The sequence below is a fragment of the Lentibacillus kapialis genome, assembly GCF_014646635.1.
GTDB classification, from domain to species: domain Bacteria; phylum Bacillota; class Bacilli; order Bacillales; family Amphibacillaceae; genus Lentibacillus; species Lentibacillus kapialis.
In genome coordinates this window covers 30,697-55,510 of sequence record NZ_BMNQ01000013.1, presented here as the reverse complement: position 1 = coordinate 55,510, position 24,814 = coordinate 30,697, and the positions used below count along the sequence as shown (strand labels likewise).

The window sequence follows — 24,814 nt, the reverse complement described above, 5'->3', positions numbered from 1 at the left end:
AAATGTGTGGAGGGGAAATGTATCCAACGTATTATAATGGCGTACATGGACAGGAATATAAATTATCGGATTTTCTCTAACGAAGATAGAAAAAAGACCGGGCCGCACTTTGCCCGGTTTTTCTAACTGAACGTTGTTTTGACACGTCATCCATAAACTGTAACGTAGTGGCAGGATAGATTTACGCTTCGGGCGGTTGCGCATCTCAGGGCAACGATAGCGCCGGCCCGCATTTTGCGACAAACGCCAGAATTTCCGTTAACACAGGCTGTCTTTCTTTTGTTACAATTAAGTAAGTTGGATTATCTCTTACATAAGGAGGCAGTAAATATGGATTACCGGATTGAAAAAGATACATTGGGTGAAATGAAAGTGCCGGCTGACAAATATTGGGGTGCCCAGACACAGCGAAGCAAGCAAAATTTCCCGATCGGCGGCGAAAAAATGCCGGTTGAGGTGGTTCGGGCATTTGCCATTCTTAAAAAGAGTGCTGCCAAGGCGAACAATGATCTTGGCTTATTAGATAAGCAAAAAGCGGATGCGATCGGTCATGCTGCTGATCAAATTATAAGCGGCAAATTGGACGGCCATTTTCCGTTGGTTGTTTGGCAGACCGGCAGTGGTACACAGTCCAACATGAATGTCAACGAAGTTATAGCATATGTCGGAACTGAATGGTTGAAAAAGCAGGGCAGTGATGTGACGCTTCATCCGAATGATGATGTCAATAAATCCCAAAGCTCCAATGATACCTATCCGACAGCTATGCACATTGCGTTCGTTTTAAAGCTGGAGGATCATGTCTTGCCTGCTGTCAAGACATTGAAAGACACCATGAACGAAAAGATGGAAGCCTTTCAGGAAGTGGTTAAAATTGGCCGCACACATTTGCAGGATGCCACACCACTGACATTGGGACAGGAAATCAGCGGTTGGCATCGCATGCTGGAAAAATCGGAAACGATGATTACTGCAAGCCTTGACTATGTCAGGGATCTGGCTATCGGCGGTACCGCTGTTGGAACAGGCTTGAATGCACATCCGAATTTTTCTGAAGCTGTTACAAAAGCAATCATTGACGAAACCGGCAAAACATTCAGATCTGCACCGAACAAATTTCATGCGTTGACAAGTCATGATGATACTGTTCAAGTACATGGTGCTTTGAAAGGCCTTGCTGCTGATTTAATGAAAATTGCTAACGATGTACGATGGCTGGCAAGCGGACCACGTTCAGGAATCGGTGAAATCTCTATTCCAGCGAATGAACCCGGTAGCTCGATAATGCCTGGTAAAGTAAATCCGACACAGCCTGAAGCTGTTACAATGGCAGCGGCACAAGTGATGGGAAATGATGCAACAATCGGATTTGCAGCCAGTCAAGGCAATTTTGAACTGAATGTCTTCAAACCAGTTATAGCATATAATTTCTTGCAATCATGCCAGCTGCTGGCTGACTGTATGCTGTCGTTTGATGAGCGTTGTGTAAAAGGTCTGGAACCGGAGCTTGAACAAATCGAAAAATATTTGCGTGACTCCTTAATGCTGGTAACCGCTTTGAATCCGCATATCGGCTATGAAAATGCAGCTAAAATCGCTAAAAAAGCTTTTGAGGACGGTACGAAGCTTAAAGAAGCTGCTGTTGAACTTGAATTGCTTACCGAAGAGGAATTTGAAAAATACGTTAATCCGAAAGACATGACATATCCTAAATAAGAGCAACTGAGTGTAAAAAACCCACTACCTGATAAAATAGTGGGTTTTTATAATGTTCTAAAGTATAAATGATAGATGACCTTGATGAACCGCAGATATTTGTTATTGATGTTATAAGCAACAATTACCAGTGATTTTTCATGATAAGTTTTTTCGTTCTGTTAACAATAATGTTTACAGGAGGTGATAAACATGGCTAACAACAACAGCAGAAACTCAAACCAATTGGTTGTTCCCGGTGCTGAACAAGCCCTAAACCAAATGAAAACCGAAATTGCATCAGAGTTTGGTGTTAACCTGGGTGCTGACACAACTTCCCGCGCAAACGGTTCTGTCGGTGGTGAAATCACAAAGCGTCTGGTTCAATCAGCTCAATCTCAATTCAGTGGACAATAATAATATGGAATGGCTAAAGTAAGAGGTTACGCTTCTTACAATGGAGAGGGAAGATCCTATAGGGGGGCTTCCCTCTCTTTATACAGTTATATATTGGTATTTTTTACACTAAACCCAAAAATATACATATTATTAACGAATGCGCTTTTCAGTCTCTGTATCAAAGAAGAGTGCTTTATTCATATCAAAGGCAATGTCGATTTTCTCACCACCGTTAATATCAGAGCGGGAGTCAACACGTGCAATGAAGTCCTGACCATTTAACTTTGAATAAAGATAGGACTCAGCCCCCATCAGTTCAGCGACATCGATAGTGGCGGATATCTTCGTATCAGGTGTTGCTTCAATGAAGGCCGGTTCATCATGGATATCCTCAGGACGAATCCCAAGAACAATTTCTTTATTGACGTAATTCTGTTCGCGCAGTGTTTTCATTTTGCCTTCAGGTATTTTCAGTTTAGCTTCATCATTTTCAAAATGACTATCTTTCAAGGTTCCGGACAGAAAGTTCATGGATGGGGAACCGATGAAACCTCCAACGAAAATGTTCTCAGGCATATCGTACACTTCTTTCGGGGAACCCACTTGCTGGATGATTCCGTCTTTCATTACAACGAGTCGTGTCGCCATCGTCATCGCTTCGGTCTGATCATGTGTTACATAAATTGTTGTTGTCTGCAGCCGCCGATGCAGCTTTTGAATTTCTGCACGCATTTGAACACGTAATTTTGCGTCAAGGTTGGATAATGGTTCGTCCATTAAAAACACTTTCGCGTCACGAACAATCGCACGTCCTAAAGCAACACGTTGCCGTTGCCCCCCGGATAATGCTTTCGGTTTACGATCCAGATAGTTTTCAAGCCCTAAAATGTCGGCTGCATTTTTAACACGCTGATTTATTTCATCTTTTTTGAATTTGCGCAGCTTTAAACCAAACGCCATATTATCGTATACATTCATGTGCGGATAGAGTGCATAGTTTTGGAAAACCATCGCGATATCACGGTCTTTTGGAGCAATATCATTCATACGTTTATCATCAATGTATAAGTCGCCGCCGGTAATCTCCTCGAGTCCCGCGATCATTCTTAGGGTTGTTGATTTGCCACATCCGGATGGTCCGACGAAAACAATGAATTCCTTGTCCTTAATGTCCAGATTAAAATTATCGACAGCAAGAACATTCTTGTCATAGGTCTTATGGATTTTCTCCATTCGCATTTCAGCCATATAACGTTGTCCTCCCCTTTATGTAAGCGGTTCATTTATATGGTTATTCTAGACGAAGAGAAAAGGCTATGTAAACGGTAAAAGTGAACGAAGAATAGGCAATCATTTGTGCATGTTGCCAATTGGCCTGTCCTTTGATTAAAGATTTATTTTGTCGCCAGTAAAGCTAGAGAGACGGCAGCAGCCTGATGGAAATCGCGTATATCGATGCCTGTTTTATCCATGAATTTATCAAGACGGTATTGCAGGCTGTTGCGATGTAAATATAATTCTTTAGCTGTGACAGATACATTTAAATTGCAGTCTATAAAGGTTTCAACCGTGTTAAGAAGGTCAGAATCATCTGATGTATCGGCCAGCACAGAACGGACAAGTTCAGCCTGACATTCGCTATGGGACTGGTCAACAAGAATATAAGGCACGGCCTCGATATAGGTTATCACTGGCTTTTCAGAGTATTTTCGTGCAATGTAAGATCCGGTAAGCAGCATCTGATAACTTTTTGCCGCCTCACCCAACGAATAGATAAAGGGTCCGACGAAAAAACGGATGTTAACGGACAAATCACTCATGAAAACGTCAATAATCGCTTTATATGAAATGGGTTCATCCTGATTTTCTTCAATAATAATGCCTTCATGATCATTTTCCCACAGGACAGGCACCTGTTTTGCAAAAAACTCGTTCAGGGCTTCTTTAAATGACGACGGATTCATTTGCGATCGTTGAAAGGAAAAGTGGATAAAACGATAAGCCACTGAAGCAGTATCGGTCGTATTACCGTTGTGAATGTGGGCATGCCAAGCTTCTTCCTCGGCTGTCATCTCTGGTAATGAAATGCTGTAACGAACCAGAAAGCTGCTTAATATTTGGCTTTCTTTGGTGGTGAGTTCTTGTTTATCGATGCCAATCACATCATTTTCCGGCGTCAAAAACCATTGGTATTGCTCTTTTTTGTCTTCTCCAGCATCGTGGTATACAATAAGTGACGAAAAAATTTTGCGCAGTTGTTCAATCATCAAGTCACCGCTTTTCATTGGTTGTTTTTAAAATTTCGGAAGTGTATAAGCATGCTATAAATGATTTTTGTCGTTTTTATCCATTTATGAAATGCTATACAGTGTTTTACACGTTTGTTATAGTAAGTTTAGACAAAATGAAGGAGGAACTATTGTGCCTAATATTTATGATAGTGCATATGATTTAGAAAAATCAATTCGTAACAGTGAAGAATTCACAAGGTTAAAGGAAGCCTATGATGCAGTCATGGCTGATGAATCTGCTAAAAAAATGTTTGATAATTTCCGAAATACACAAATGGAACTTCAGGAAAAGCAAATGCAGGGACAGGAAATTTCTGAAGAAGAAGTTGAAGAGGCCCGCAAAGTTGTTGAATTAGTTCAGCAGCATGAGGATATTTCTAAGTTGATGGAAGAAGAACAGCGCTTAAATGTTGTCATCAATGATGTGAGCCGTATCATCACGAAACCGCTTGAAGAACTGTATGGCAATCCTGAAGAAGAATCAAATGAATAAATGAACGAGATATTCCCGCAGCAGTTATTGCTGTGGGATTTATTTTTCATAACGTCAGAAAGTATAAAATATGGATGACCTTATAAGAAAAGCTTTGGCATTCGCTATAAGGCGAGGCGAATGCCGAGTTTCTCTAATATATGTATTGAGGCACGAGACGGGAAACATGTTCCCAAGAGCGCAAACATGGGCGCGAAAATCAAGACATGTTCCGGACAAAAGTTTTGACGCGATTGTAAGGTTTCGATAACCTTGCGTTTGACGTTAAAAATGTTGGAAGACCTTATTAGAAGCATTCAGCAGACGTTAAAAGACTAGACGAATATTGAGTTTTCTAATGCTCACTCTTTAATATTTATATTTACAAGCAGGACTATGGGAACGCCATCGCGAATATATATGGTAATACATAATGTGAGAAGGAGCCGATAGTGTGGATAAGATATTATATGAGCGTCAAAATCGCGTGTCATATGTTTATATGAATCGTCCGGAGCAGTATAATGCCATGAACAGAGATATGCTGTTGGAAATGCTGGATGTTTTGACTGAAGTTGAACGAAATGATGATCGGGTTGTTGTACTGAGCGGGAGAGGAAAGGCCTTTTCAGCTGGTGGTGATATTGGGATGATGGTTGATTTTTCTGACAAAGGGTTCTTTGATGATGTCATGCAGACAATTGAAGCAATTGCATTGAAATTATATATGATGCCTAAAATCGTCATTTCAGCCGTACAAGGGGCCGCAGCCGGATTAGGGTTGAGCCTGGCTCTGTCGGCAGATTTTATTGTGGCTCACGAGGAAGCGAAACTTGGGATGTTGTTTATCGGCATTGGTTTGGCACCTGATGGAGGTGGTCATTTCCTGTTGCGTGACCGGTTAGGAACCCAGCGTGCCAAACAATTTATTTGGGGCAGGGAGCAAGTGAAAGGATCAGAAGCACAGACAATGGGACTTGTTGATCTGTTGACTGAAACGGATGCTTTAGAAGAAGCCGGTGACATGGCTTACCGAATACTGGCATCACCTATGGAAGCCATGCTGAAAACAAAAATGATGTATCATCAGTATAATCTTGAAACACTCAAACAGTATCTGAAAGCGGAAAAGGAAGCACAATGGGAGCTCCGTCAGACAAACGATCACAGGGAAGGTGTACAAGCTTTCAAGGAAAAACGTGACCCTGTTTTTACAGGTAAGTGAGTTATCCGGACACTAGCCTGAAAAGCACAAAGGCGGCATAATTTTTTGCATATTATGTCACCTTTTGCTGTTTTAACTTTGTTTGTACATAGTTCGGATCAACGATGAAATAAAACCAGTTTTGCATCTGGGGATACACAACGGTGGGTATGTTCGCTGTATCCCTCTTCGTCAAGACGCTTAGTCCCGATCTCTTTCGCCTCATCGTTGCTGGATGCCTCAAACGTCTCATTGAGTAGTCTTTCACCTAACTTATCAAAGACGGTTAAAAAATACGTTTTCATTTGCGTTCCTCCCTGAAAAAAGTCTTGTTAATTTAAACGTATCACAAAATGTATGAGGAGAGAAGACTTTAATTTTGGGTTTGATTTCTGCGCTTCACAACGAACGTGCATTCGTTATGGTTGTTTGCTACAATGGCTGCAGGAAAGGAGGATCACAGTTTTCGATGACAAATATTTCGTTTATTCACGCAGCCGATTTGCATTTGGACAGTCCTTTTAAGGGGCTCTCACATCTCCCCGAACCGATTTTTCAAGAAATCAAGGAATCAACATTTAAAGCATTGGATTTGCTTGTCGAAAGAGCGATTGATAAACACGTTGATTTCGTACTGCTTGTCGGTGATTTGTTTGACAATGAAGAACAAAGTCTGAAAGCACAAGTCAGGCTGCGCAATGCATTTGCACAACTTGACGAGCATGACATCAACGTCTATTTGTCGTATGGGAATCATGATTTCACGCGCGGCAATAGTCATCCGGTTACATATCCGGATAACGTATTTATTTTTCCGGATGAACATGTAACGCATTTTACTTTTCGAAAAGATGGGAAAGAACGAGCGGCCATTTACGGCTTTAGTTATGAAAACCGTTCTGTTACTGCAAAAAAGGCTGAGGAATATGAGGCGATTTCAGAAGCAATTCCTTTTCATATAGCCATGCTTCACGGTAGTATATACAGTAGCACAGACCACGATGTTTATGCGCCATTTCATTTGTCAGATTTAATCGGCAAGAACTTTGACTATTGGGCGCTTGGTCATATTCATCGGCGCGAAGTACTGAAAGACAACCCGCTAATTGTCTATCCTGGCAATATTCAAGGGAGAACCAGTAACGAAACGGGAAGTAAAGGCTGTTACCATGTCGAATTATCCGCTCAAGGTGCATCCTTAACATTTTTGCCGCTTCAGTCACTGGAGTTTAATCACATAAAAGCAGATCTCTCAGAATGTGACGAGCTGCATCAGCTGGAGTCGGCAATTTTACGCAAAGTAAGCGACAGATGTGTTACAGGTCCGGAGTTATTGGAGTTGACACTATCGGGCCATCAATCAAAACTTGATGATTGGGAGGCATCATTTGATGAGGTTATCCAGTTAGTCAATGAATCGCTGATGCATCACAAGGATTGGAAATACATCTACCGTTATGCGATTAAACAAATATTGCCGGCCAATTACAATGAATTAGCAGAGGGGGAACATTTTGCCGGCGAATTACTGCGCCACGCAGAGACCGTGTCCACTCAGCCTTATCTGACTGAATTATTTCAGCATAAGCAGGCCAAAAAATATCTCGAAACGCTATCACTTGATAAAGATGATCGCATTAAACAAAAGGCAAAACGATTCCTCATTCATGAGCTCTTAAGAGGCGGGGAGTGAGCGACATGCGAATACAGCAGGCAACTATTTATGGGTTTGGAAAGTGGATTGATGTCGCCATCGATTTTTCGAGTAGCGACTTTTTATGTATGTACGGTGGAAATGAATCAGGAAAAACAACTATTCAACAATTCATTGCCTTTATGCTATTCGGCATGCCCCCCAAAAAACGTGCTTATTACCGGCCTAAGACAAGCGGTAAAATGGGTGGCCGATTAACGATGTACGATCCGGACATAGGCGAGTTTGTCATCCAGCGGTTCGATGAGATCGAAAATGGCAGTGCCATATGTTATACGACGGATGGCAATTCCTATGATGAACGCTGGCTGCAAGAACAACTAAAAGGTATGAGTCAAGCGACTTATCAATCAATTTTTTCATTTTCAGCAGTTGATCTACTGGGTATAAGGAAGATGCGGGAGGATGAGCTCGACGATGTGCTGCTTGGCATCGGTTTAACGGGTTCCAGCAAAATACATACGGTTGAAAAACGGCTTGATGCCATAACCGGAGAGCTATTTAAACCTTATGGTAAAAAACCGAAAATCAATCAACAGCTGGCTTCATTGGATCAATTATTCACTTCATTAAGTGAGTACCGGAAAACAGAAGCGGCATATAAGACCAGAAAAAATGAGGCACTTGGTTTGTCAGACGAGATTCGTCAATCGCAGGCAGAATTAGAGAATCTAAAATATGCTGCATATCGAATAGAAAAAAAGCAGCAAGCATTGCCGATTTTTATAAAGTATCAGCATGAATATGAACAATTAGCTGAATATCCCGAAAAAATCCCTTTTCCGGAAAAAGGCATTGAACGACTTGAAAAATTAAACGAGCAGCTTCTCCCCTTAAAAAGCGAATTAAATGTTTTACAGGATAATGCTGAAACGTATTTGAAAAAACGGGAAGCTATACGTCAGGAAATGCCTCAGGATTCTGTTTTTCAAGAGGCTGAAGACATCATGAAACAAAAGCAAGTATACTTGGAAAATGAAAAAAGCCTTAAAAATTGTCAGGAATCTGTCAGAAAAATGGAACTCCAAATCAATACTGAGCTGAAACAGCTCAACAGCGGTATCACAACGGAAGATTTAGGAACAATTGATTTGTCCTTTCATGTTGAAAAAACGTGGCAACAATTGAAAAATGATCAAGAACAGCTGACATTAACCTGTAATCATTTGGAAGAAGAACAACAGCAGCTTATCAGAAAACGAGACTATTTAAAGAAACAGAAATACGCACTATCCGCATCTTTACTGGAGGAGTCCGAGAAAAATAGGCTGGCAGAACAAATCAGCAGTAACCGGCACCAGGAGTACATGGAGCAAAATTCCATTTACCAAGCGGGGGAATTGAATAAGGTTAAACGACAGACAAACAGCCGCCTTAAATTATGGCTGTTTGGAAGTGCTTCCACGGCGCTGTTTCTGATTGTGATTGCCCTTGTTCAGGGTTATAATCTGTTTTATGGCTTAGCGGGGGTGGCTCTGACGATAGGGATTGTGCAATGGCTGACCGGTAATCAGTATGTACAAAACATTGAAGACATGATGTCAAAAAGCCCGGTCACCTCAATAGAATCCTCCATAAATGATAGACTGGAAGCGGAGCGTAAAATAAGCGAAAATGACGACAGAAAACGCGAATTGTCCTCCATTGATGATCAGCTGCGAAACAATGAAATAGAGAGATTAAAGTGCGAAGAGAAACAACACAGTCTTCAAGTGAGGCATAACCGTTTGAATGAACAAATCAACTTTCAATATGAACAGCACCCTTTTTTAAGGCAAATTGATATTGCATTTTGGCCGGATTTTTTTCATTCATTAAAATATGTCTTAAATTTGAATCGTGATAAAGTTGAAAAAGAAAAACAAATGGATATATTGCTAGAAGAAAACAGCCAATTTACAGAAAGAGTCAACGCGTTTTTCCATGATATGAAATGGGAATCGTCCAATAAATCAATGGAGGCTAAACTGTCAAGCATTGCGCGTTTGCTCGAGGATTACCGGAATGGAATGACTGCGATAACTCAATTTAATAACCGGTATGATGACAACGCCATGCACCGACGGCATATGAAACAAAAAATGCAACCTTATGAACAGGAAATAAACAACCTGTTCCATGCTGCCGGAACAGGAACGGAAGAAGCCTTCTTACAGCAAGGCAAGCGACTTGAGGAAAAAGAAAAGCTATTAGCAGGAATCACTGAGCGGCGTGAACAGCTTTTGCAAATATTGCAGAAAGAAGAATATAATATGATATTATCAGGTGGGTATATTAGTGAAAATGAATTAAATGCTGAATATGAGCGGACAGCCACTGATATCAGCCGTTTAGAGCAGGAGATTGAACGAAAAAGGCAGCGGCGGGCCGACCTTGATGCCGACCTGTCACAAATGGAATTGTCGGAATCTTACTCGGACACATTACATCGGTTTACCATTGAAAAGGAACAATTGAACAAGATGGCAGAGGAGTGGGCTGTTTTTAAAGCAGCAAAAGAAATACTGGCTGAAACCAAACGTCATTATCGAGATAACTATTTGAGCGATGTCCTTGAAAGAACATCACGCTATTTTCATGTTTTGACAGGAGAAGCATATACGGATATTTATCCACCTGAAGACAGTCTGCCGTTCAGAGTCCTGGCCCACGATGGCATCCGTTACCAGGTGGATGAGTTATCACAAGGCACGGTTGATCAGTTATACGTGTCCTTAAGACTGGGAATCAGTGAAGTGATGAGTGAAAAGCACAGGCTCCCATTTATTATTGATGATGCATTTGTCCACTTTGATACTAAACGGACGAAGCGGATACTCCGCCTTCTATCGGATATCTCGGTAAACCAGCAGATTATTTTGTTCACATGTAAGCAGGAAATACGGGAGACCTCAGCCAATTTCACCTTAATTGAGCCAGCAAAAACCGTTAGCGTTCCATAGATATTAATGGTAAACTGCTTTCAGATAACCTGTCAGTTACCAAACCTCTTATAATAGCTTTTGGAGGGATTTCGTTGTCTAATGATCACAACCATTCAATTGAAGAAGAAAAACATGAAGAAGTTATTGAAAAGTTTATCCAGGTCATGGCCAAAAATATGAATTTATACGGTCTAACGCCATCAGTGGGGCGGTTATATGGTGTTCTTTATTTTTCGGAAGCGCCGATGACACTGGATGATATGCGTGATGCTTTGGAAATGAGCAAAACCAGTATGTCGACAGGCGTTCGCGCTTTATCGGATATGAAAATGGTGGAGTCGACCTTTAAGCGGGGAATCCGGAAAGATTTATATGAATCGGAGGAAGACTGGTATAAATCATTCACCTCGTTATTTGCCAATCGCTGGAAGCATTATACCGAAACGAATATAGAAGAGGCGGAGGAGGCCATTTTCGAATTAAAAAGTATAAAGGACGAAGCATCAGACCAACCGCTAAAAAACAAGATAGATCGTGATATTGAAAGGCTTACGTATGCCCGGGACTATTACAAATGGCTGATGCAATTCATTCATATGGTTGAATCAGGCAAAATATTTGAATACATACCAAAAAAAATGCCTGGGGCAGAGGAAAATAACTGAGTGATGGAAGGCGTTCTTTTTGAAGGGGGAGGTAGTTTGAAAAAAGGGATAGGACACTATAGCATTGGTGACCCATTTGATAACTTCATTTTAATCAAGTCTGCATCACGGGGAGTGGCCAGTAACGGAAAACCGTTTTTAACATTAATACTGCGTGATGCCACCGGTGAAATGGAAGCAAAGCTCTGGGATATTACCAAAGAAGATGAGGAGATATTTGTACCGGAACAGATTGTCAAACTCTCTGGTGAAGTTAATCAATTCAGAGGAAAACCACAGTTAAAGATTTTTACCATCCGACCCTCACAAACAACAGACGGGGTACAAGTTTCTGATTTTGTGGAGAAAGCACCTATTCATAAAGATGCTCTGACGGAAAAATTAACAGAAGCCATTTTTGAAATGCAGAATCCGTCATTGCAACGTATTGTCCGGGCTCTGATTAAAAAATATCAGGAAGCGCTGCTGACATATCCTGCAGCAACGAAAAATCATCATGAGTATGTGTCAGGACTGGCACACCATATTGTAAGTATGCTCGCACTCGCAAAAGAAATCCATATATTATATCCCGAAACGAATAAGGATTTATTGTATGCGGGTGTTATATTGCACGATCTTGGCAAGGTGAAGGAACTTTCGGGTGTCGTGACAACCTCGTATACACTTGAAGGCAAGCTGATTGGGCATATTCCAATGATCGTGGAGGAAATCGGAAATACTGCTAAAGAGCTGCAAATTGAAGGGGAAGAAGTATTGGTTTTACAGCACTTGATTCTTTCCCATCATGGAAAAGCAGAATGGGGGAGCCCTAAGCCACCATTGATCAGAGAGGCGGAGCTGCTGCATTTAATTGATCTAATTGACGCCAGGATGAATACATTGAATCGTGCCCTCGATAAAGTTAAGCCGGGAGAATTTACTGAGCGCTTATTTGCATTGGATAACCGAGCATTTTATAAACCGATATTTGATGAAAAGTAAGGCTCTTTTTCTGGTAATAGCTTTAAAGGTTATGTTTTTCTTCTTTTTGTCATATACATGAAATAGATTCATGGACAAGGGAGGCATAGCATGATTCTTGGAGTGCCGTGGTGGGTATTTATGATGATTCTTTTCATTTTTGTGAGTGGTTTTATGGCTTTTCGCGCAATGAGAGCAGAACATCGGCTTGAACAGCAATATATTGAACAGGAAGGCAAAATTTATATCGATCGCATTGAAGAAGAACGGAAGCAAAAACAGAGGCAAACAACTTAAAAACTGGGGATTCACAGAAAATGTGAATCCCCAGTTTTGTATCTCAGCCTTGACCTTCTTCGGAAGTATCCTTTTTGCCGGAGTCGTTACCGTTACCGGACTTTTGACCGCTTTGGCCTGAACCTTGACCTTGTCCCGGTTTTTGTTGTTTAAATATGTCTTCAAGGCCTTCTGCTTTAATGCTAACATCGGAATCCTGAATCATTTTATTAATTTTCTGCTGCAGAGATTGCACATTGATGTTCTGGTTTATAATATTTCGGCGAATCGTTTCTTTGTTATCCTCGAATGATCCGATATCTTCTTTTGTATCACGCTTGTCCGTCACTTTAATAATGTGAAAACCGTGTTCTGACTTAACAGGATCACTCACTGACCCTACTTCCATGCTATACGCTTTGTCTTCAAATGCCGGGACCATATCACCTGCAGAGAAGTAGTCCAAATCCCCGCCTTTTTTGGCTGATGCCTTGTCCTTGGAGTTTTTTTCAGCCAGTTTAGCGAAGTCGCCGCCGTTCTCAAGTTTCGACTTAATTTCTTTGGCTTTCTCTTTACTGTCCACCAGGATATGTTTTGCTTCAATTTCAGTTTTCATGCGCTCATATCGCTGTTTGAGATCTTCCTCTGTAATGTCCATACCCTCAGATGCTGCTTCAAGCTGCAAAAGGCTGAGTCGAATGGTTTCACGGTAGGCTGCCTCGTCAGGGAAACCTTGTTGCTGCAGGAACATGTCAAATTGTTCGCCGACCTGGTCCTTTGTTTTTTGTACTTCCTTATCAACCTGTTCGTCGGAGACATCATAATTATCGTTCAGGACTTTTTTGGTAATAAGCTGACGAAGAACCTGTTTACCGGATTGTGTTTTCATCTCTTGGTAAAACTCATCTTTTGTAACATCTCCGGCGCTTGTTTCAGCTACTACCTTCGATTCATCGCCGGAATTACAGGCAGTCAGTGTCAAAATGCCGGCTGTGAGGCCTGCAGCAATTAATGATTTTTTCATTGTGAACACTCCTAGTTTTAATTCAGTTTCATTAGCTATTTTATAAATATAACACAAATTTATCCAAAATAAATAGTTCTTAATCCTTATACAGTTGCATTTAGTACTTTCACATAAGAGGATATAAGTAATACTAGAATCATGATATTAATAACACGAAATGTGGATGATTGTTTTCTCTCTTTCATTTCCATTTTCGTGCAAAATTGATGTGTAAGCGAATTGAAAATAAAGAGCACAAAAATGGCATAAATAGGAAAAATCAGGAACATCGTCATTGCAAAACCCCCTTAATGTATATGGATTTTTCCATACTTAATACTCTACCAAAAGATGCTTATCATGAACAGAGTAAAATTTATTTTCACGTCATAGCAAAACGAAATCGGCTAGCCAGCCGATTTCGTTTCGTTCTTTACAAGAATTGTAATTTCATTGTTTCTATTTTCAATGAAAGATTGCTTAGGTGCCCTCGCTATATAGGAGATATACAGAAAGTCTGTATATGTCATGGCTATATGAGCGGCCGTGAAAATCAGAAAATAAACATAGAATTCACTATATAGATAGGCTGCTGTTATACCAGGTATTGTAATCAGTATGGTTGGTGCAACTGCAGCAAGCAATGAGGCTTTCTTTGTCAACTGTTTTTTTGTATAATAATTGATAACAGGAAAGAATATGGTGTTCCGTTTATAGATGAATCTTGCCCGCTTATTCATCATGACTAATGGTAGAATATGCACGAACGAATGTAAGATCGGTAGACAACTCACCATGATAATTAATGGAAGAATGCCGGATTCATTCATGCTGATGGTTCCATGTTTAATTGAAAATGGTACGTATAAAAGGACAAAAGCCAGCAGGCCAATCAAAAATGACTGCAGATACAACCTATTTATCCCATACTCTTTATTGAAATTAATGATTTTCCAGCAATTCATTTTTGATCCCCCCTGTGATTTGGTTTATCCATAATCTGAATTTCCTCTAAGCATCATAGTACGTTCGATTATAAAAATCAATAGCTTTTAACAAAAAAATATGATCTTTTTTCAACAGGATTTTAATCGCGTCACAAAAGGGATTGAAACCATTTGAATAAATCAGCTTGGGGGGGTTCTGTTGGAACATACTGAGCAGAATGAAACCATAAACTTTTATCTTCAACTTTTATCACGAACAATCGATACGAATCGCTATCCATTTACACGAATGATTATTATAAATAATGTTACCAAAAGTGAATTCAAAACGCTTTTAAAGTTGCTGGAAGGTCTTCATTATCAATACATCACGCAAAAGGAGGAAGGATTTTTGGATTTTTCCTCTTTGTTAGTACAGTTTGCCGGAATGCTTAATGAAAAATTGAATCCCGACGAAACTGTTTATGCATTAAAAAAAGAAGGATACTATCCTTCTTTAATGGAGGAGTTTATCCATGTATTGGAAAGATGAATACGGGCCGCTGTTTAAGAGAAGGAGGGCTGGCGTGTGAACAGACGGCTTCGAGTTTACGATTAATAATGCTGAAACGTACGAAATGAAGATTCAATTTGTTCATGGAAGTGAATGATGTCATTTAAATGATCCGCTATTTCCCGGGACTGTTCAGTGTCATTATGATCGAGTTTCTGTTGTATTTTCTCAAGCGTTTTTTTTTGATGATTGGAGGCACTAATCCATTTGTTCACATAATTACTCATAAACAATTTGAATAACTGGCTATTTGCCTCATACAAATCTTTTCTTACGCCTTTTTTCCATACAAGTGTGACAAGTTTGGCATCAGACAGACTACGAATACTTGTGCTCATCGATGTTTTGCTTTTTCCCAGTGCTTCAGCCATTTCGTCCAGGGTTTTGGGCTGATTTTGCAAATACAAATAAACAAAAAGTCGTGCTTCCAATGGGCTCAGCCCAAACATCTCAATTGTTTTAGCAGATTCTAAAATAATGTCATACGTCGCATTTTCTAAGATTGGATTTTGCATAATATCCTCCTAAATGCCTGCTAAATAAAGATTACACGAAAATCATCAGGAATCAAAATACGAAGTTGGGCAGTAAATTAAAGTAAACAGCAGTAAAAAAAAGAATAAATGAGCAAAATTTTGTACAGTTTAAACTGTACAAAAAATACGTACAAAATCACCGTTATTTAATATTTGAAATTTACCTATGGTAGTAATATAGTATTAAGAGTGGACGACACGGGGTACGTTTTATTAAAAGTCAATTCAGCTAAGTGAATTGGGCTTATCGCCAAGCTTTAATGGCAAAAAAGTCGATTGCTGGTTTATGATTTTAACCTGGTGAAAAAGTTGCAGGACTTTAATCCTTGTTATTCAAGATTCATAGAAAAAGGGGGAAAAGCAAACTCAGGCGGACAGCCCGCAGATCATGGGCTTCCTGTCAAAGTTTTATAGTAAAAATGCTTATAGAAAATTCGGATGTAACAATCAAATCATGCAGACAAATTTACAGGGAATCCTTAATTTTAGAATTAAGCGAGGTGAGAAAATGAGTAAAATCAAGGTAGACCGATTAACAAAGATTTTCGGCAGGCGCCCAAAACAAGCTGTCAAATACCTTGAAGAAAATAAATCAAAAGATGAGATACTGGAATTGACCGGGATGACAGTCGGTGTGAATCAGGCTTCGTTTGAAGTAGAAGATGGTGAAGTCTTTGTGATCATGGGTCTCTCCGGAAGTGGTAAATCCACGCTGGTTCGGATGCTCAATCGATTAATTGAACCAACATCAGGTACTGTTCAGCTTGATGATGATAACATAACAGACATGAATAAAGAACAGCTTCGGAATATCCGCAGAAAAAAGATGAGCATGGTTTTTCAGAACTTTGCGTTGCTTCCGCATAAGTCAATCCAGAAAAATGCAGAGTATGGTCTGGAGGTTCAAGGTATTGACAAAGATGAACGGGAAAAGAAAGCACGCGAAGCTCTGGAATTAGTTGGTCTTGGCGGTTATTTGGAAAAGCGTCCGAATGAGCTTTCCGGCGGCATGCAGCAGCGTGTTGGTCTGGCGCGGGCACTTGCCAATGATCCGGAGATTCTTCTGATGGACGAGGCATTCAGTGCATTGGATCCATTGATTCGAAAAGATATGCAGGATGAGTTAATGGACTTGCAGCAACGAGTACACAAAACCATCGTCTTTATTACACATGATTTGGATGAGGCGTTAAGAATCGGTGACAGAATTGCCCTGATGAAAGATGGAAGCATCGTCCAGGTTGGCACCGCTGAAGAAATTTTAATGGATCCTGCCAATGACTATGTTGAGCGTTTTGTTGAAGACGTTAATCTGGCAAACGTACTGACAGCCGGTCATGTCATGAAACGTGCTGAAACAGTTACAATTGACCGGGGCCCTAAAGTTGCTCTTAAGTTAATGAAAAATGACGGGGTTTCGACCGTGTATGTTGTTGACAAAAAACAGAAACTGCTCGGCTACGTAACGGCAGACCAAGCCGCAGCAGCCGCAAAAGATGGAAAAGGGTTGGATGACGTGCTAACATCTGACATTCCAACTGTTCAACCGGACACGCTGCTGTCAGATTTATTCGAACCAATGTCTGATGACAAGGCACCGTTATCTGTTGTTGATGATTCGGGCAAATTGGTTGGTATTGTTGTCAGAGGAGCCATTATCGGGGCTCTTGCCGGCAATGATGAAGTAATGAACGGAAATGGGGGTGACGTAACAGATGGATAATGCAGGAACACTCTTCCCCAAACTTCCTTTAGCACAATGGGTGGAATCGTTTGTTGATTTCCTGACGGATTCTTTTTCGGTCGTTTTTGATACTATCTCGTCAGTTATCGCATTTATTACTGAGAATTTTGTAGTACTATTGGAATTTGTACCGCCGCTGTTATTAATTGTTTTAGTGGCACTTTTAGCGTGGTGGGTTGTGAATTGGAAGCTAAGCTTATTTGCGCTTATCGGCCTTGGACTGATTAACAACCTCGGTTATTGGCCGGAGCTTCTGGATACCGTATCATTGGTTGTGGTCTCGGTTATCATTTCGATGATTATCGGTATACCTATTGGCATATGGATGTCACAGAAGGATTCTGTGCAATCGATTGTAACGCCTGTTCTTGATTTCATGCAGACGATGCCGGCCTTTGTTTATTTAATTCCGGCCGTTGTCTTTTTCAGCTTGGGTATGGTGCCGGGTGTCGTAGCAACCATCATCTTCTCGATGCCGCCGACCGTCAGGCTGACAAACCTTGGTATTCGTCAAGTAGACGAGGAATTGATTGAGGCATCCAATGCATTTGGTTCATCGACAGGTCAAAGGCTGTCAAAGGTACAAATACCCCTGGCCATGACAAACATAATGGCTGGTATTAACCAGACCATTATGCTTTCATTATCGATGGTTGTAATTGCCTCAATGGTTGGGGCGCCGGGACTTGGTACAGTTGTATACAGAGCTGTTACACAAGTTGCGATCGGTCCGGGATTTGAAGGTGGTTTGTCCCTTGTAATACTTGCGATGCTGCTTGACCGCATTACACAAGGGGCGAGTAAAGATTAAGCATGTGGACGGGTTGTCTGCATCAGTGATGATGTGGATACCCGAGACATATAAAAATATTATTTCAAGGAGGGTCAATTTCTTATGTTTAAGAAATTTAAGTTTTTAGGCTTGGCTGCAGCACTTATGCTGGTCATTGCACTGGCAGCATGCGGCGGAGGCAGTGAAGAAGGAAGCGACAGTGACTCAGGGGACAGTGGAAGCAGTGACGGTGGTGACAGCAGTAGCGGTGTTGAACTTGGTGAAAGTGAACTGACTGTTCCGTATGTTGCGTGGGCAGGCGCTATGGCCCGTACACCACTGGTTAAGCAAGCTCTTGAAGAAGTGGGATACACTGTGGAAACAAAACAGGTTGACGCAGGCGCCATGTGGACAAGTGTTGCCAATGATGACGCATCATTTATGACCGCTTCATGGCTCCCGGCGACACACCAATCATATTGGGACAAATACCAGGATGATGTGGAAGCTATTGGTGCATTTGTTGACAAAGCGCCACTTGCCATGACAGTTCCATCCTATATGGATGTTAGCTCCATTGAAGATTTGAAAGGCAATAAGGAATTGGGTGAAGCAGTGGACTGGACCATTACCGGTATTGACCCCGGTGCAGGCGTCATGCAGAATACACAAACAGCACTTAAAGAATACGGTCTGGACAATTGGGAATTGTCATCAAGCTCTGAGGGTGCCATGCTTTCCCAGTTGCAGAAGAAAATTGATAACAAAGAACCAATTATTATTCCAGGCTGGAAACCGCATTGGATGTTCGCAGAGATGGATTTGAAGATGCTTGAAGACCCTAAAGAAGTATACGGCGGGGAAGGTGACCGTATCGAAGCGATTGCTCATACAAGCTTCCAGGAAGACTCTCCTGCAGCATATGAAGTAGTAAAGCGTATTACAGAAGATTACGATACGGAAATGGAGAACAAATTGCTTGTAGCAATCAATGGTGGTGCAGAACCGGCTGATGCAGCAAGCAAGTTCCTTGAAGATAATCCTGACCTTCTTAAAAAGTGGACAAAAGGCATTGGTGAATAAGCACCAGCCATCTATTTAAAAATAAAGCTGCCTCATATGTTGAGGCAGCTTTATTAATGTCTAAAATGATTAATTATTTACTTTATCTTCCAAATCTTTCAAACTTGATTCTATTTCCTCCAAGTATTGCTGAATACTTTCTTGGTGGGGTTCTACGGTTTTTTTCCAATCTTCTACAGAGCTTTTCATTTCCTGGGTCAGTTCCCTGACAAGGACTGCCCCTTCCTTGGAAGTTTCAGTGAGCTGCTCTTTTAGTTTGAGGCTGTCATTTTTCAGTTTTTCAAACAGTTCTTTCCATTCGATGCTTTGTTCTCTGGCACGACTCCGCAAATCTTGACCGGATTCAGGTGTGCTTAGCAATGTTGCAGCAGCACTGACCGCACCCCCCAGCATAATTCCCAGGAGTAATGATTTTCCCTTGCCCATAATGGTGAACGCTCCTTTCAAAGACTCGATATCATTCTTTTGCCGTTTTCGGATGTGAAAAAACGTCATACGTTCAGTCGTTTAAAAAACCCCTGACAGTCTAAGTGTGCCAGAGGATTGATATACCAATCATTATTTGATCAGGCAGTGCTAAGGGGCTGTATCTGTTTAAATATGTTCTGGACGATTGGATAGACAATAATCATAAATGCCGTATTCAACGCGGCTGCAGGCAGCACAATCGTTCCAAACAGTATAGGAAAAGCTCCTTCCATGAGCCCGATAATAAAGAGTGCCACGGTTATAAATATCGCTCCGCTGATCATGGTTCCGACAGCTGTTAACACCGGGATATTTATTTTATTGTTTATACGATTTTTAACCAGTAATAACAATCCGAAAAACAATATCCCTGTAATCGGTTTGTCGATCATGTTGGCAATTTGGCCACCCGGTGTCTGTGTCGTCAATGCAGACATAATGCCTGCTGCCACTGATAATATCAAAACATATTTTGCTTTCGGAAACAGCATAATGCCTAAAAACATCATAGAAAGCAGCATGTCTGGCTTCATTCCGTAAATAAATGGCGGGATAATAAAATGTAAAACAGCACCAATCCCCAATAACAGTGACATAAATACCAAAACTCGTGTATTCATTTTTACCTCTCCTCTTCTCAGCTAAACTATTTTGTGTTTTCCAGACGTGCCCCTCATGGCCGCCTGCGAAAGCGTAACATCATTATAACAGAAATAGTTACAAATAAACAGTATTAATTTTCTAATTATTATGGGGAACCCTTAAATGCCTTCATTGATTTCATGGGCAATATGTTGCAGGTCTTCCTGAGAATAATCATCTTCATGTACTTGCCAGTTGAGCGAGAAGCCGTCATCTTTGCCGTAACGTGGCAGAAGGTGAATATGTAGGTGAAAGACTGACTGATCTGCGGGCTTTTCATTATTGTTCAGCAAGTTCATTCCAATCGGCCTATAGGCTTTCTTAATGGCATTAGCGATTTTAGGAATTCGTTCGAATAATTCGCTTGCGATCTCCGGCGATGTTTCATAAATATTTTTTGTATGGGTTTTTGGAATCACTAATGTGTGTCCTTTCGTTACCTGACTGATGTCAAGGAACGCATAAACCGCATCATCCTCATAAACTTTCGCGGATGGGATTTCACCATCGATAATCTTGCAAAAAATGCAATCTTCATGAGCCATGCCAACCACTCCTATACATCTTTTGATTCATTGTAAAAAGAAAATGGGGAAAAAGTAAAGCGGGAGGGGAGAAAACTGTTCGGAAATTAGAAAAAACCCGGCATTTGTCCTGTCTTATAACGAGTGTCAAAGCTTTTCTTGCAAGGTCATCCTTCATTCATATTTTCTGACATAATAAAAATAAACAGGCAAGGTCCATTTTTTAGGTGGGCCTGCCTGTTTTAAAGAAGCAAGTGGATGGCAAATCATCTAACCTTTTGGGGACTTGTTAACCGTCAATCGCATATTGCTTTTAACGTTACAAAAACCGATTTGTCAGATCCCAATGTATTGTGGAAATCCGGCAAAAAGGTTAAAAGCATTAGATGGTGCGGTAAGGCTTTGCATTTGTATCCGAAAATACGAAGCATCCAACCCTACATTGGTCAATCATTTAATTACCGATCACAGACACCTCATTTGTGTTCAGCGCGAAATTATATGATTTTGCCTATCCACTTAACTTCATTTGTTAGTGTTGACCGTTTATGTCTTTTTATACATACTTTTTGTCGAGGAATTTGCTTTGGCACATCACATGAAACATGGTAAAATTTTAACTAAGTGACAATTGGGAGGCAGACTTTGTGGAACCATTATTACATATTGCTGATTTACATGGCGGCTATACACATAAAAACGTGCTGCACGGCATATCATTTGATGTTTTTCCCGGCGAGATTGTCGGATTGATTGGTCTGAATGGTGCCGGTAAAAGTACGACGATCAAACATATCATTGGGCTGATGCATGCTAAAAATGGGAAGGTTGCGGTGAATGGAAGGACATTCCGGGAAAATCCAGAGACTTACCGGAACCAGATGGCATACATACCGGAAATGCCCATCTTATATGATGAATTGACATTATATGAGCATTTGAAATTAACAGCAATGGCCTACAATATATCCGAAGATGATTTTGAAAAAAGATTGCCACCATTGCTGAAAGAATTTCGTATGGAAAAACGTCTGAAATGGTTCCCGACTCATTTCTCAAAAGGTATGCGGCAAAAGGTGATGATCATGTGCGCGTTTTTGATTGAGCCGCCGTTGTATATTGTGGATGAGCCGTTCGTCGGTCTTGATCCGCTTGGCATCAAATCATATTTGCAGTTAATGGATGGTATGAAGGCGAACGGATCGGGCGTGCTCATGTCAACTCATATTCTGGCAACAGCTGAGCGGAACTGTGACCGGTTCATCATCCTGCATGAAGGGGAAATCCGGGCAATGGGCACATTGGGAGAATTGCGCAGGGACTTCGATATGCCTGAGGCAGCGCTTGATGATTTATATGTGGAACTCACGAAGGAAGATCATCATGTTTGATTCACATGCGTTTTTTAAACAGCGTTTTTCAGGTCATCTGAAAGAAATGAGCCGCTATCTACGTTACATTTTTAACGAGCATATTGCTTTTGCGATGTTCTTTTTCGTTTCGGCGACTGCCTATTATTATCAGCAGTGGATGATGGACCTGCCTGAGAATTTTCCAACTGCTTGGATCATAGGGATAACATTTGGGCTGCTGGTCAGTTACAGCCCTGTCCGCACATTATTAAAAGAACCGGATTTGGTTTTTCTGATTGCTGCAGAGAATAAAATGGGGCGTTATTTCCGTGATGCCATTATCTACAGTTTTGTTACCCAGCTTTATATCATTTTGCTTGCCGCAGCGGCATTCGGTCCATTATATTTTAATTCGTACCCGGACCGGGCAGGCAACGCTTATTTATTGACACTGCTTGCCGTTCTGATATTTAAATGCGGAAATTTGCTTGCTAACTGGTGGATGCTGAAAATCAGGGAGCCGGGAACACGTCAAATAGACCAAGCAGTAAGAGTGCTGCTGAATGTGGCTGTTTTTTATTTTATCATGGAAGGTGAAATGGTTTGGGCAAGTGCTACAACGGTTTTGTTTGCGATTGTGTTCCTTTATGATTTAAATGTTTCACGAAAACAACCTGGTATTCTGTGGGACTTGCTGGTGGATAAAGATCAGAGCCGGATGCAGACGTTTTATCGGTTTGCGAATATGTTTACAGATGTTCCGCATTTAAAAAATCGTGTTAAAGGCCGACACTGGATTGTGGCGCTTGTGAGCAGAGTACCGTTTGCCAACCGGTATACTTTTGATTATTTATACCGGATTTCGTTTGTCCGTAGTGGAGATTATTTGGGTATGTATCTCAGGTTGATTGTGATTGGCGGATTGTTCATATATTTTATTCCGAACGTTTGGATGAAGTTGTTATTTGCACTGTTGTTTTTATACATGAGCGTGTTTCAGATGATGACATTGTATCATCACCATAGGACCGTTATGTGGCTTGATCTTTACCCGGTTGCTGCAGGAGTGCGCCGGCAGTCGCTGCTTAAACTTCTGTTTCAGCTGACATGTATGCAGACCATTATATTTGCCGTATTGTTTTTGATGATGCAGCAATGGATGGGGATGCTGGCTGTCCTTATTGGCGGAACAGTCTTTAACTACTTGTTCATACAAGGATATGCCAGGAAAAAGTTAATGGGGTGAATAAGAAGGCTGATCCATGCAGGGTCAGCCTGTCAGTATTTATTTTCCTTGATATTTAAAATAGGCCGTAATCAGGGTTTTAGCTGCGATAGGCATTGCCTGCTCCTCGATATCAAATTTCGGGTGATGGTGCGGATAGCTGTGGCCTTCTTTTTGTGCGCCTGTGAAAAAATAGGCGCCTGGTTTCTCCATCGTGTAATAAGCAAAATCCTCGCCGGCCATGACCGGTTTGACTTCTTCAGCCGTTTCAATATCGTCCACCTCTTGGGCCGCCTCTAGTATCAGCTCGGCTTCTTCCGCATTGTTAACGAGCGGTGGATAACCTTTTTCATAATTGAATGAATAGGTGACGGCATTGGCAGCGCAAATGCCTTCTATAGCTTTTTCCATCTCATTGATGACTTGTTCCTGGATATCTTTCTTTAAGTACCGGACTGTACCGACGAGTCTAGCTTGGTCAGCGATGATGTTGAATGCGTTACCGGCTTCAAATTGTCCGATGGTGATAACAGCGGTCTCAAGCGGGTCCAAACGTCTTGAAACAATATGCTGGAGCTGGGAAACGAGTTGCGCCCCGATGGTAATGGCGTCTTTGGTCTGATGCGGATAGCCGCCATGACCACCTTGACCTTGCACGATGATCTCAAAACGGTCAGGTCCTGCCATAAAGACATCTTTTGATGTCTGCAGTACACGAAACGGGGTAGTTGCCCAAAGATGGGTTCCGAAAACAGCATCGACGTCATCGAGCACGCCGGACTCAATAATCGGCTTGGCTCCTCCCGGTGCATATTCCTCAGCATGTTGGTGCAGAAATACGATTGTTCCAGGGATATTTTCCTGAAACATTGCTAGTGCTTGAGCTAGTATCAGCAATTGTGCTGTGTGCCCGTCATGACCGCACGCATGCATCACACCGTCGATTTTTGATTTATAAGGAACATCTTTTTCATCCTGAATCGGCAGCGCATCAAAGTCAGCTCTTAAAGCAATTTTTTTACCCGGCTTTCCCCCTTTTAAGGTGGCTATCACGCCATTACCGCCAACATTTGCCTGGTAGGGAATCCCCAGTTCTTCGTAAAAATCAGCGATATACCGGGCTGTTCCGGTTTCCTGAAACGATACTTCCGGATATTGATGCAGATGACGCCGAATGTTGACCATTTCAGGGTATAGTTCATCCAATTTTTTATGTATCTCCTGTAACAAAGCAAGGCCTCCTTTATTTGCTTTTCGACTATTATAACATTAAACATGAGCGAGCGCAGGGGAATTAGGAAAACTCGGCATTCGCCTCGTCTTATAGCGAATGCTGAAGCTTTTCTTATAAGGTCATCC

At 41.3% G+C, this 24,814-nt stretch carries 26 protein-coding genes; 15 read left to right on the top strand and 11 right to left on the bottom strand.

Annotated elements, in window-relative coordinates; all coding sequences use genetic code 11:
* The first annotated feature begins 330 nt into the window (after window positions 1-330).
* Window positions 331-1,716 (top strand): class II fumarate hydratase, encoded by a 1,386-nt coding sequence (gene fumC / locus IEW67_RS07060; RefSeq protein ID WP_188632355.1) that lies wholly within the window; start codon window positions 331-333, stop codon window positions 1,714-1,716.
* A 192-nt stretch (window positions 1,717-1,908) separates the two neighbouring features.
* Complete coding sequence (locus IEW67_RS07055) at window positions 1,909-2,112, top strand: alpha/beta-type small acid-soluble spore protein (RefSeq protein ID WP_188632354.1); 204 nt, start codon at window positions 1,909-1,911, stop codon at window positions 2,110-2,112.
* 132 nt (window positions 2,113-2,244) lie between these two features.
* On the opposite strand, the gene IEW67_RS07050 is transcribed toward IEW67_RS07055, so the two are convergent.
* Complete coding sequence (locus tag IEW67_RS07050) at window positions 2,245-3,342, bottom strand: ABC transporter ATP-binding protein (protein ID WP_188632353.1); 1,098 nt, start codon at window positions 3,340-3,342, stop codon at window positions 2,245-2,247.
* 146 nt (window positions 3,343-3,488) lie between these two features.
* The gene (locus IEW67_RS07045) at window positions 3,489-4,361 is read right to left on the bottom strand and encodes a PucR family transcriptional regulator (protein WP_188632352.1); all 873 of its coding nucleotides are present in this window, start codon (window positions 4,359-4,361) and stop codon (window positions 3,489-3,491) included.
* Between the two features lie 154 nt (window positions 4,362-4,515).
* Between IEW67_RS07045 and IEW67_RS07040 the strand changes: the two genes are divergently transcribed.
* A complete protein-coding gene (locus IEW67_RS07040) occupies window positions 4,516-4,878 on the top strand; it encodes a YlbF/YmcA family competence regulator (protein WP_188632351.1) in 363 nt (120 codons plus the stop codon).
* A 433-nt stretch (window positions 4,879-5,311) separates the two neighbouring features.
* Window positions 5,312-6,082 (top strand): enoyl-CoA hydratase, encoded by a 771-nt coding sequence (locus tag IEW67_RS07035; protein ID WP_188632350.1) that lies wholly within the window; start codon window positions 5,312-5,314, stop codon window positions 6,080-6,082.
* A gap of 98 nt (window positions 6,083-6,180) precedes the next feature.
* Here IEW67_RS07035 and IEW67_RS07030 read toward each other — a convergent pair whose 3' ends face one another.
* Window positions 6,181-6,366 carry a YhzD family protein gene (locus IEW67_RS07030; protein ID WP_188632349.1) on the bottom strand — a complete coding sequence of 62 codons (186 nt, stop codon included), beginning with the start codon at window positions 6,364-6,366 and terminating at the stop codon, window positions 6,181-6,183.
* Window positions 6,367-6,530: 164 nt separating this feature from the next.
* Here IEW67_RS07030 and IEW67_RS07025 point away from each other — a divergent pair, with 164 nt between their 5' ends.
* The 5 genes from IEW67_RS07025 to IEW67_RS07005 all read left to right on the top strand — a co-directional run bounded on the left by IEW67_RS07025 (window position 6,531) and on the right by IEW67_RS07005 (window position 12,624).
* Window positions 6,531-7,754, top strand: coding sequence for a metallophosphoesterase family protein (locus tag IEW67_RS07025; protein WP_188632348.1), 1,224 nt, complete (start codon window positions 6,531-6,533; stop codon window positions 7,752-7,754).
* 5 nt (window positions 7,755-7,759) lie between these two features.
* Window positions 7,760-10,717 (top strand): ATP-binding protein, encoded by a 2,958-nt coding sequence (locus IEW67_RS07020; protein ID WP_188632347.1) that lies wholly within the window; start codon window positions 7,760-7,762, stop codon window positions 10,715-10,717.
* Window positions 10,718-10,791: 74 nt separating this feature from the next.
* The gene (locus IEW67_RS07015; RefSeq protein WP_188632346.1) at window positions 10,792-11,364 is read left to right on the top strand and encodes a GbsR/MarR family transcriptional regulator; all 573 of its coding nucleotides are present in this window, start codon (window positions 10,792-10,794) and stop codon (window positions 11,362-11,364) included.
* Between the two features lie 36 nt (window positions 11,365-11,400).
* Complete coding sequence (yhaM, locus tag IEW67_RS07010) at window positions 11,401-12,348, top strand: 3'-5' exoribonuclease YhaM (RefSeq protein WP_188632345.1); 948 nt, start codon at window positions 11,401-11,403, stop codon at window positions 12,346-12,348.
* A 90-nt stretch (window positions 12,349-12,438) separates the two neighbouring features.
* Window positions 12,439-12,624: a sporulation YhaL family protein gene (locus IEW67_RS07005; protein WP_188632344.1), complete on the top strand. Its 186-nt coding sequence runs from the start codon at window positions 12,439-12,441 to the stop codon at window positions 12,622-12,624.
* Between the two features lie 43 nt (window positions 12,625-12,667).
* Here the strand turns inward: IEW67_RS07005 and IEW67_RS07000 are convergent, their stop codons facing one another.
* The 3 genes from IEW67_RS07000 to IEW67_RS06990 form a co-directional block, all read right to left on the bottom strand.
* The gene (locus IEW67_RS07000; RefSeq protein WP_188632343.1) at window positions 12,668-13,627 is read right to left on the bottom strand and encodes a peptidylprolyl isomerase; all 960 of its coding nucleotides are present in this window, start codon (window positions 13,625-13,627) and stop codon (window positions 12,668-12,670) included.
* A gap of 86 nt (window positions 13,628-13,713) precedes the next feature.
* Window positions 13,714-13,905 carry a hypothetical protein gene (locus IEW67_RS06995; RefSeq protein WP_308430720.1) on the bottom strand — a complete coding sequence of 64 codons (192 nt, stop codon included), beginning with the start codon at window positions 13,903-13,905 and terminating at the stop codon, window positions 13,714-13,716.
* 111 nt (window positions 13,906-14,016) lie between these two features.
* A complete protein-coding gene (locus IEW67_RS06990; protein ID WP_188632342.1) occupies window positions 14,017-14,574 on the bottom strand; it encodes a DUF3267 domain-containing protein in 558 nt (185 codons plus the stop codon).
* A 181-nt stretch (window positions 14,575-14,755) separates the two neighbouring features.
* Between IEW67_RS06990 and IEW67_RS06985 the strand changes: the two genes are divergently transcribed.
* Window positions 14,756-15,088, top strand: a complete 333-nt coding sequence (locus tag IEW67_RS06985) for a DUF1878 family protein (protein WP_229671693.1) — start codon at window positions 14,756-14,758, stop codon at window positions 15,086-15,088.
* Between the two features lie 62 nt (window positions 15,089-15,150).
* Here the strand turns inward: IEW67_RS06985 and IEW67_RS06980 are convergent, their stop codons facing one another.
* Window positions 15,151-15,624, bottom strand: a complete 474-nt coding sequence (locus tag IEW67_RS06980) for a GbsR/MarR family transcriptional regulator (RefSeq protein ID WP_188632341.1) — start codon at window positions 15,622-15,624, stop codon at window positions 15,151-15,153.
* A 511-nt stretch (window positions 15,625-16,135) separates the two neighbouring features.
* Here IEW67_RS06980 and IEW67_RS06975 point away from each other — a divergent pair.
* The 3 genes from IEW67_RS06975 (at window position 16,136) to IEW67_RS06965 (ending at window position 19,244) form a co-directional block, all read left to right on the top strand.
* A complete protein-coding gene (locus IEW67_RS06975; RefSeq protein WP_188632360.1) occupies window positions 16,136-17,368 on the top strand; it encodes a quaternary amine ABC transporter ATP-binding protein in 1,233 nt (410 codons plus the stop codon).
* The gene (locus IEW67_RS06970; protein ID WP_188632340.1) at window positions 17,361-18,200 is read left to right on the top strand and encodes an ABC transporter permease; all 840 of its coding nucleotides are present in this window, start codon (window positions 17,361-17,363) and stop codon (window positions 18,198-18,200) included. The genes IEW67_RS06975 and IEW67_RS06970 overlap by 8 nt, the downstream gene beginning before the upstream one ends.
* Before the next feature lie 84 nt (window positions 18,201-18,284).
* Window positions 18,285-19,244 (top strand): glycine betaine ABC transporter substrate-binding protein, encoded by a 960-nt coding sequence (locus tag IEW67_RS06965; protein WP_188632339.1) that lies wholly within the window; start codon window positions 18,285-18,287, stop codon window positions 19,242-19,244.
* A gap of 69 nt (window positions 19,245-19,313) precedes the next feature.
* Here the strand turns inward: IEW67_RS06965 and IEW67_RS06960 are convergent, their stop codons facing one another.
* The 3 genes from IEW67_RS06960 to IEW67_RS06950 all read right to left on the bottom strand — a co-directional run bounded on the left by IEW67_RS06960 (window position 19,314) and on the right by IEW67_RS06950 (window position 20,899).
* Entirely contained in the window at window positions 19,314-19,670 is a 357-nt protein-coding gene (locus IEW67_RS06960; RefSeq protein ID WP_188632338.1) for a YtxH domain-containing protein, read from the bottom strand.
* A 140-nt stretch (window positions 19,671-19,810) separates the two neighbouring features.
* A complete protein-coding gene (locus tag IEW67_RS06955) occupies window positions 19,811-20,332 on the bottom strand; it encodes a tryptophan transporter (protein WP_188632337.1) in 522 nt (173 codons plus the stop codon).
* A gap of 141 nt (window positions 20,333-20,473) precedes the next feature.
* A complete protein-coding gene (locus tag IEW67_RS06950; RefSeq protein WP_188632336.1) occupies window positions 20,474-20,899 on the bottom strand; it encodes an HIT family protein in 426 nt (141 codons plus the stop codon).
* A 626-nt stretch (window positions 20,900-21,525) separates the two neighbouring features.
* Here IEW67_RS06950 and IEW67_RS06945 point away from each other — a divergent pair.
* Entirely contained in the window at window positions 21,526-22,269 is a 744-nt protein-coding gene (locus IEW67_RS06945; protein WP_188632335.1) for an ABC transporter ATP-binding protein, read from the top strand.
* Window positions 22,262-23,476 (top strand): ABC transporter permease, encoded by a 1,215-nt coding sequence (locus tag IEW67_RS06940; protein ID WP_188632334.1) that lies wholly within the window; start codon window positions 22,262-22,264, stop codon window positions 23,474-23,476. Before IEW67_RS06945 ends, IEW67_RS06940 begins: the two co-directional genes overlap by 8 nt.
* A gap of 39 nt (window positions 23,477-23,515) precedes the next feature.
* Here IEW67_RS06940 and IEW67_RS06935 read toward each other — a convergent pair whose 3' ends face one another.
* Window positions 23,516-24,685, bottom strand: coding sequence for an amidohydrolase (locus tag IEW67_RS06935; protein WP_308430719.1), 1,170 nt, complete (start codon window positions 24,683-24,685; stop codon window positions 23,516-23,518).
* Window positions 24,686-24,814: the final 129 nt, after the last annotated feature.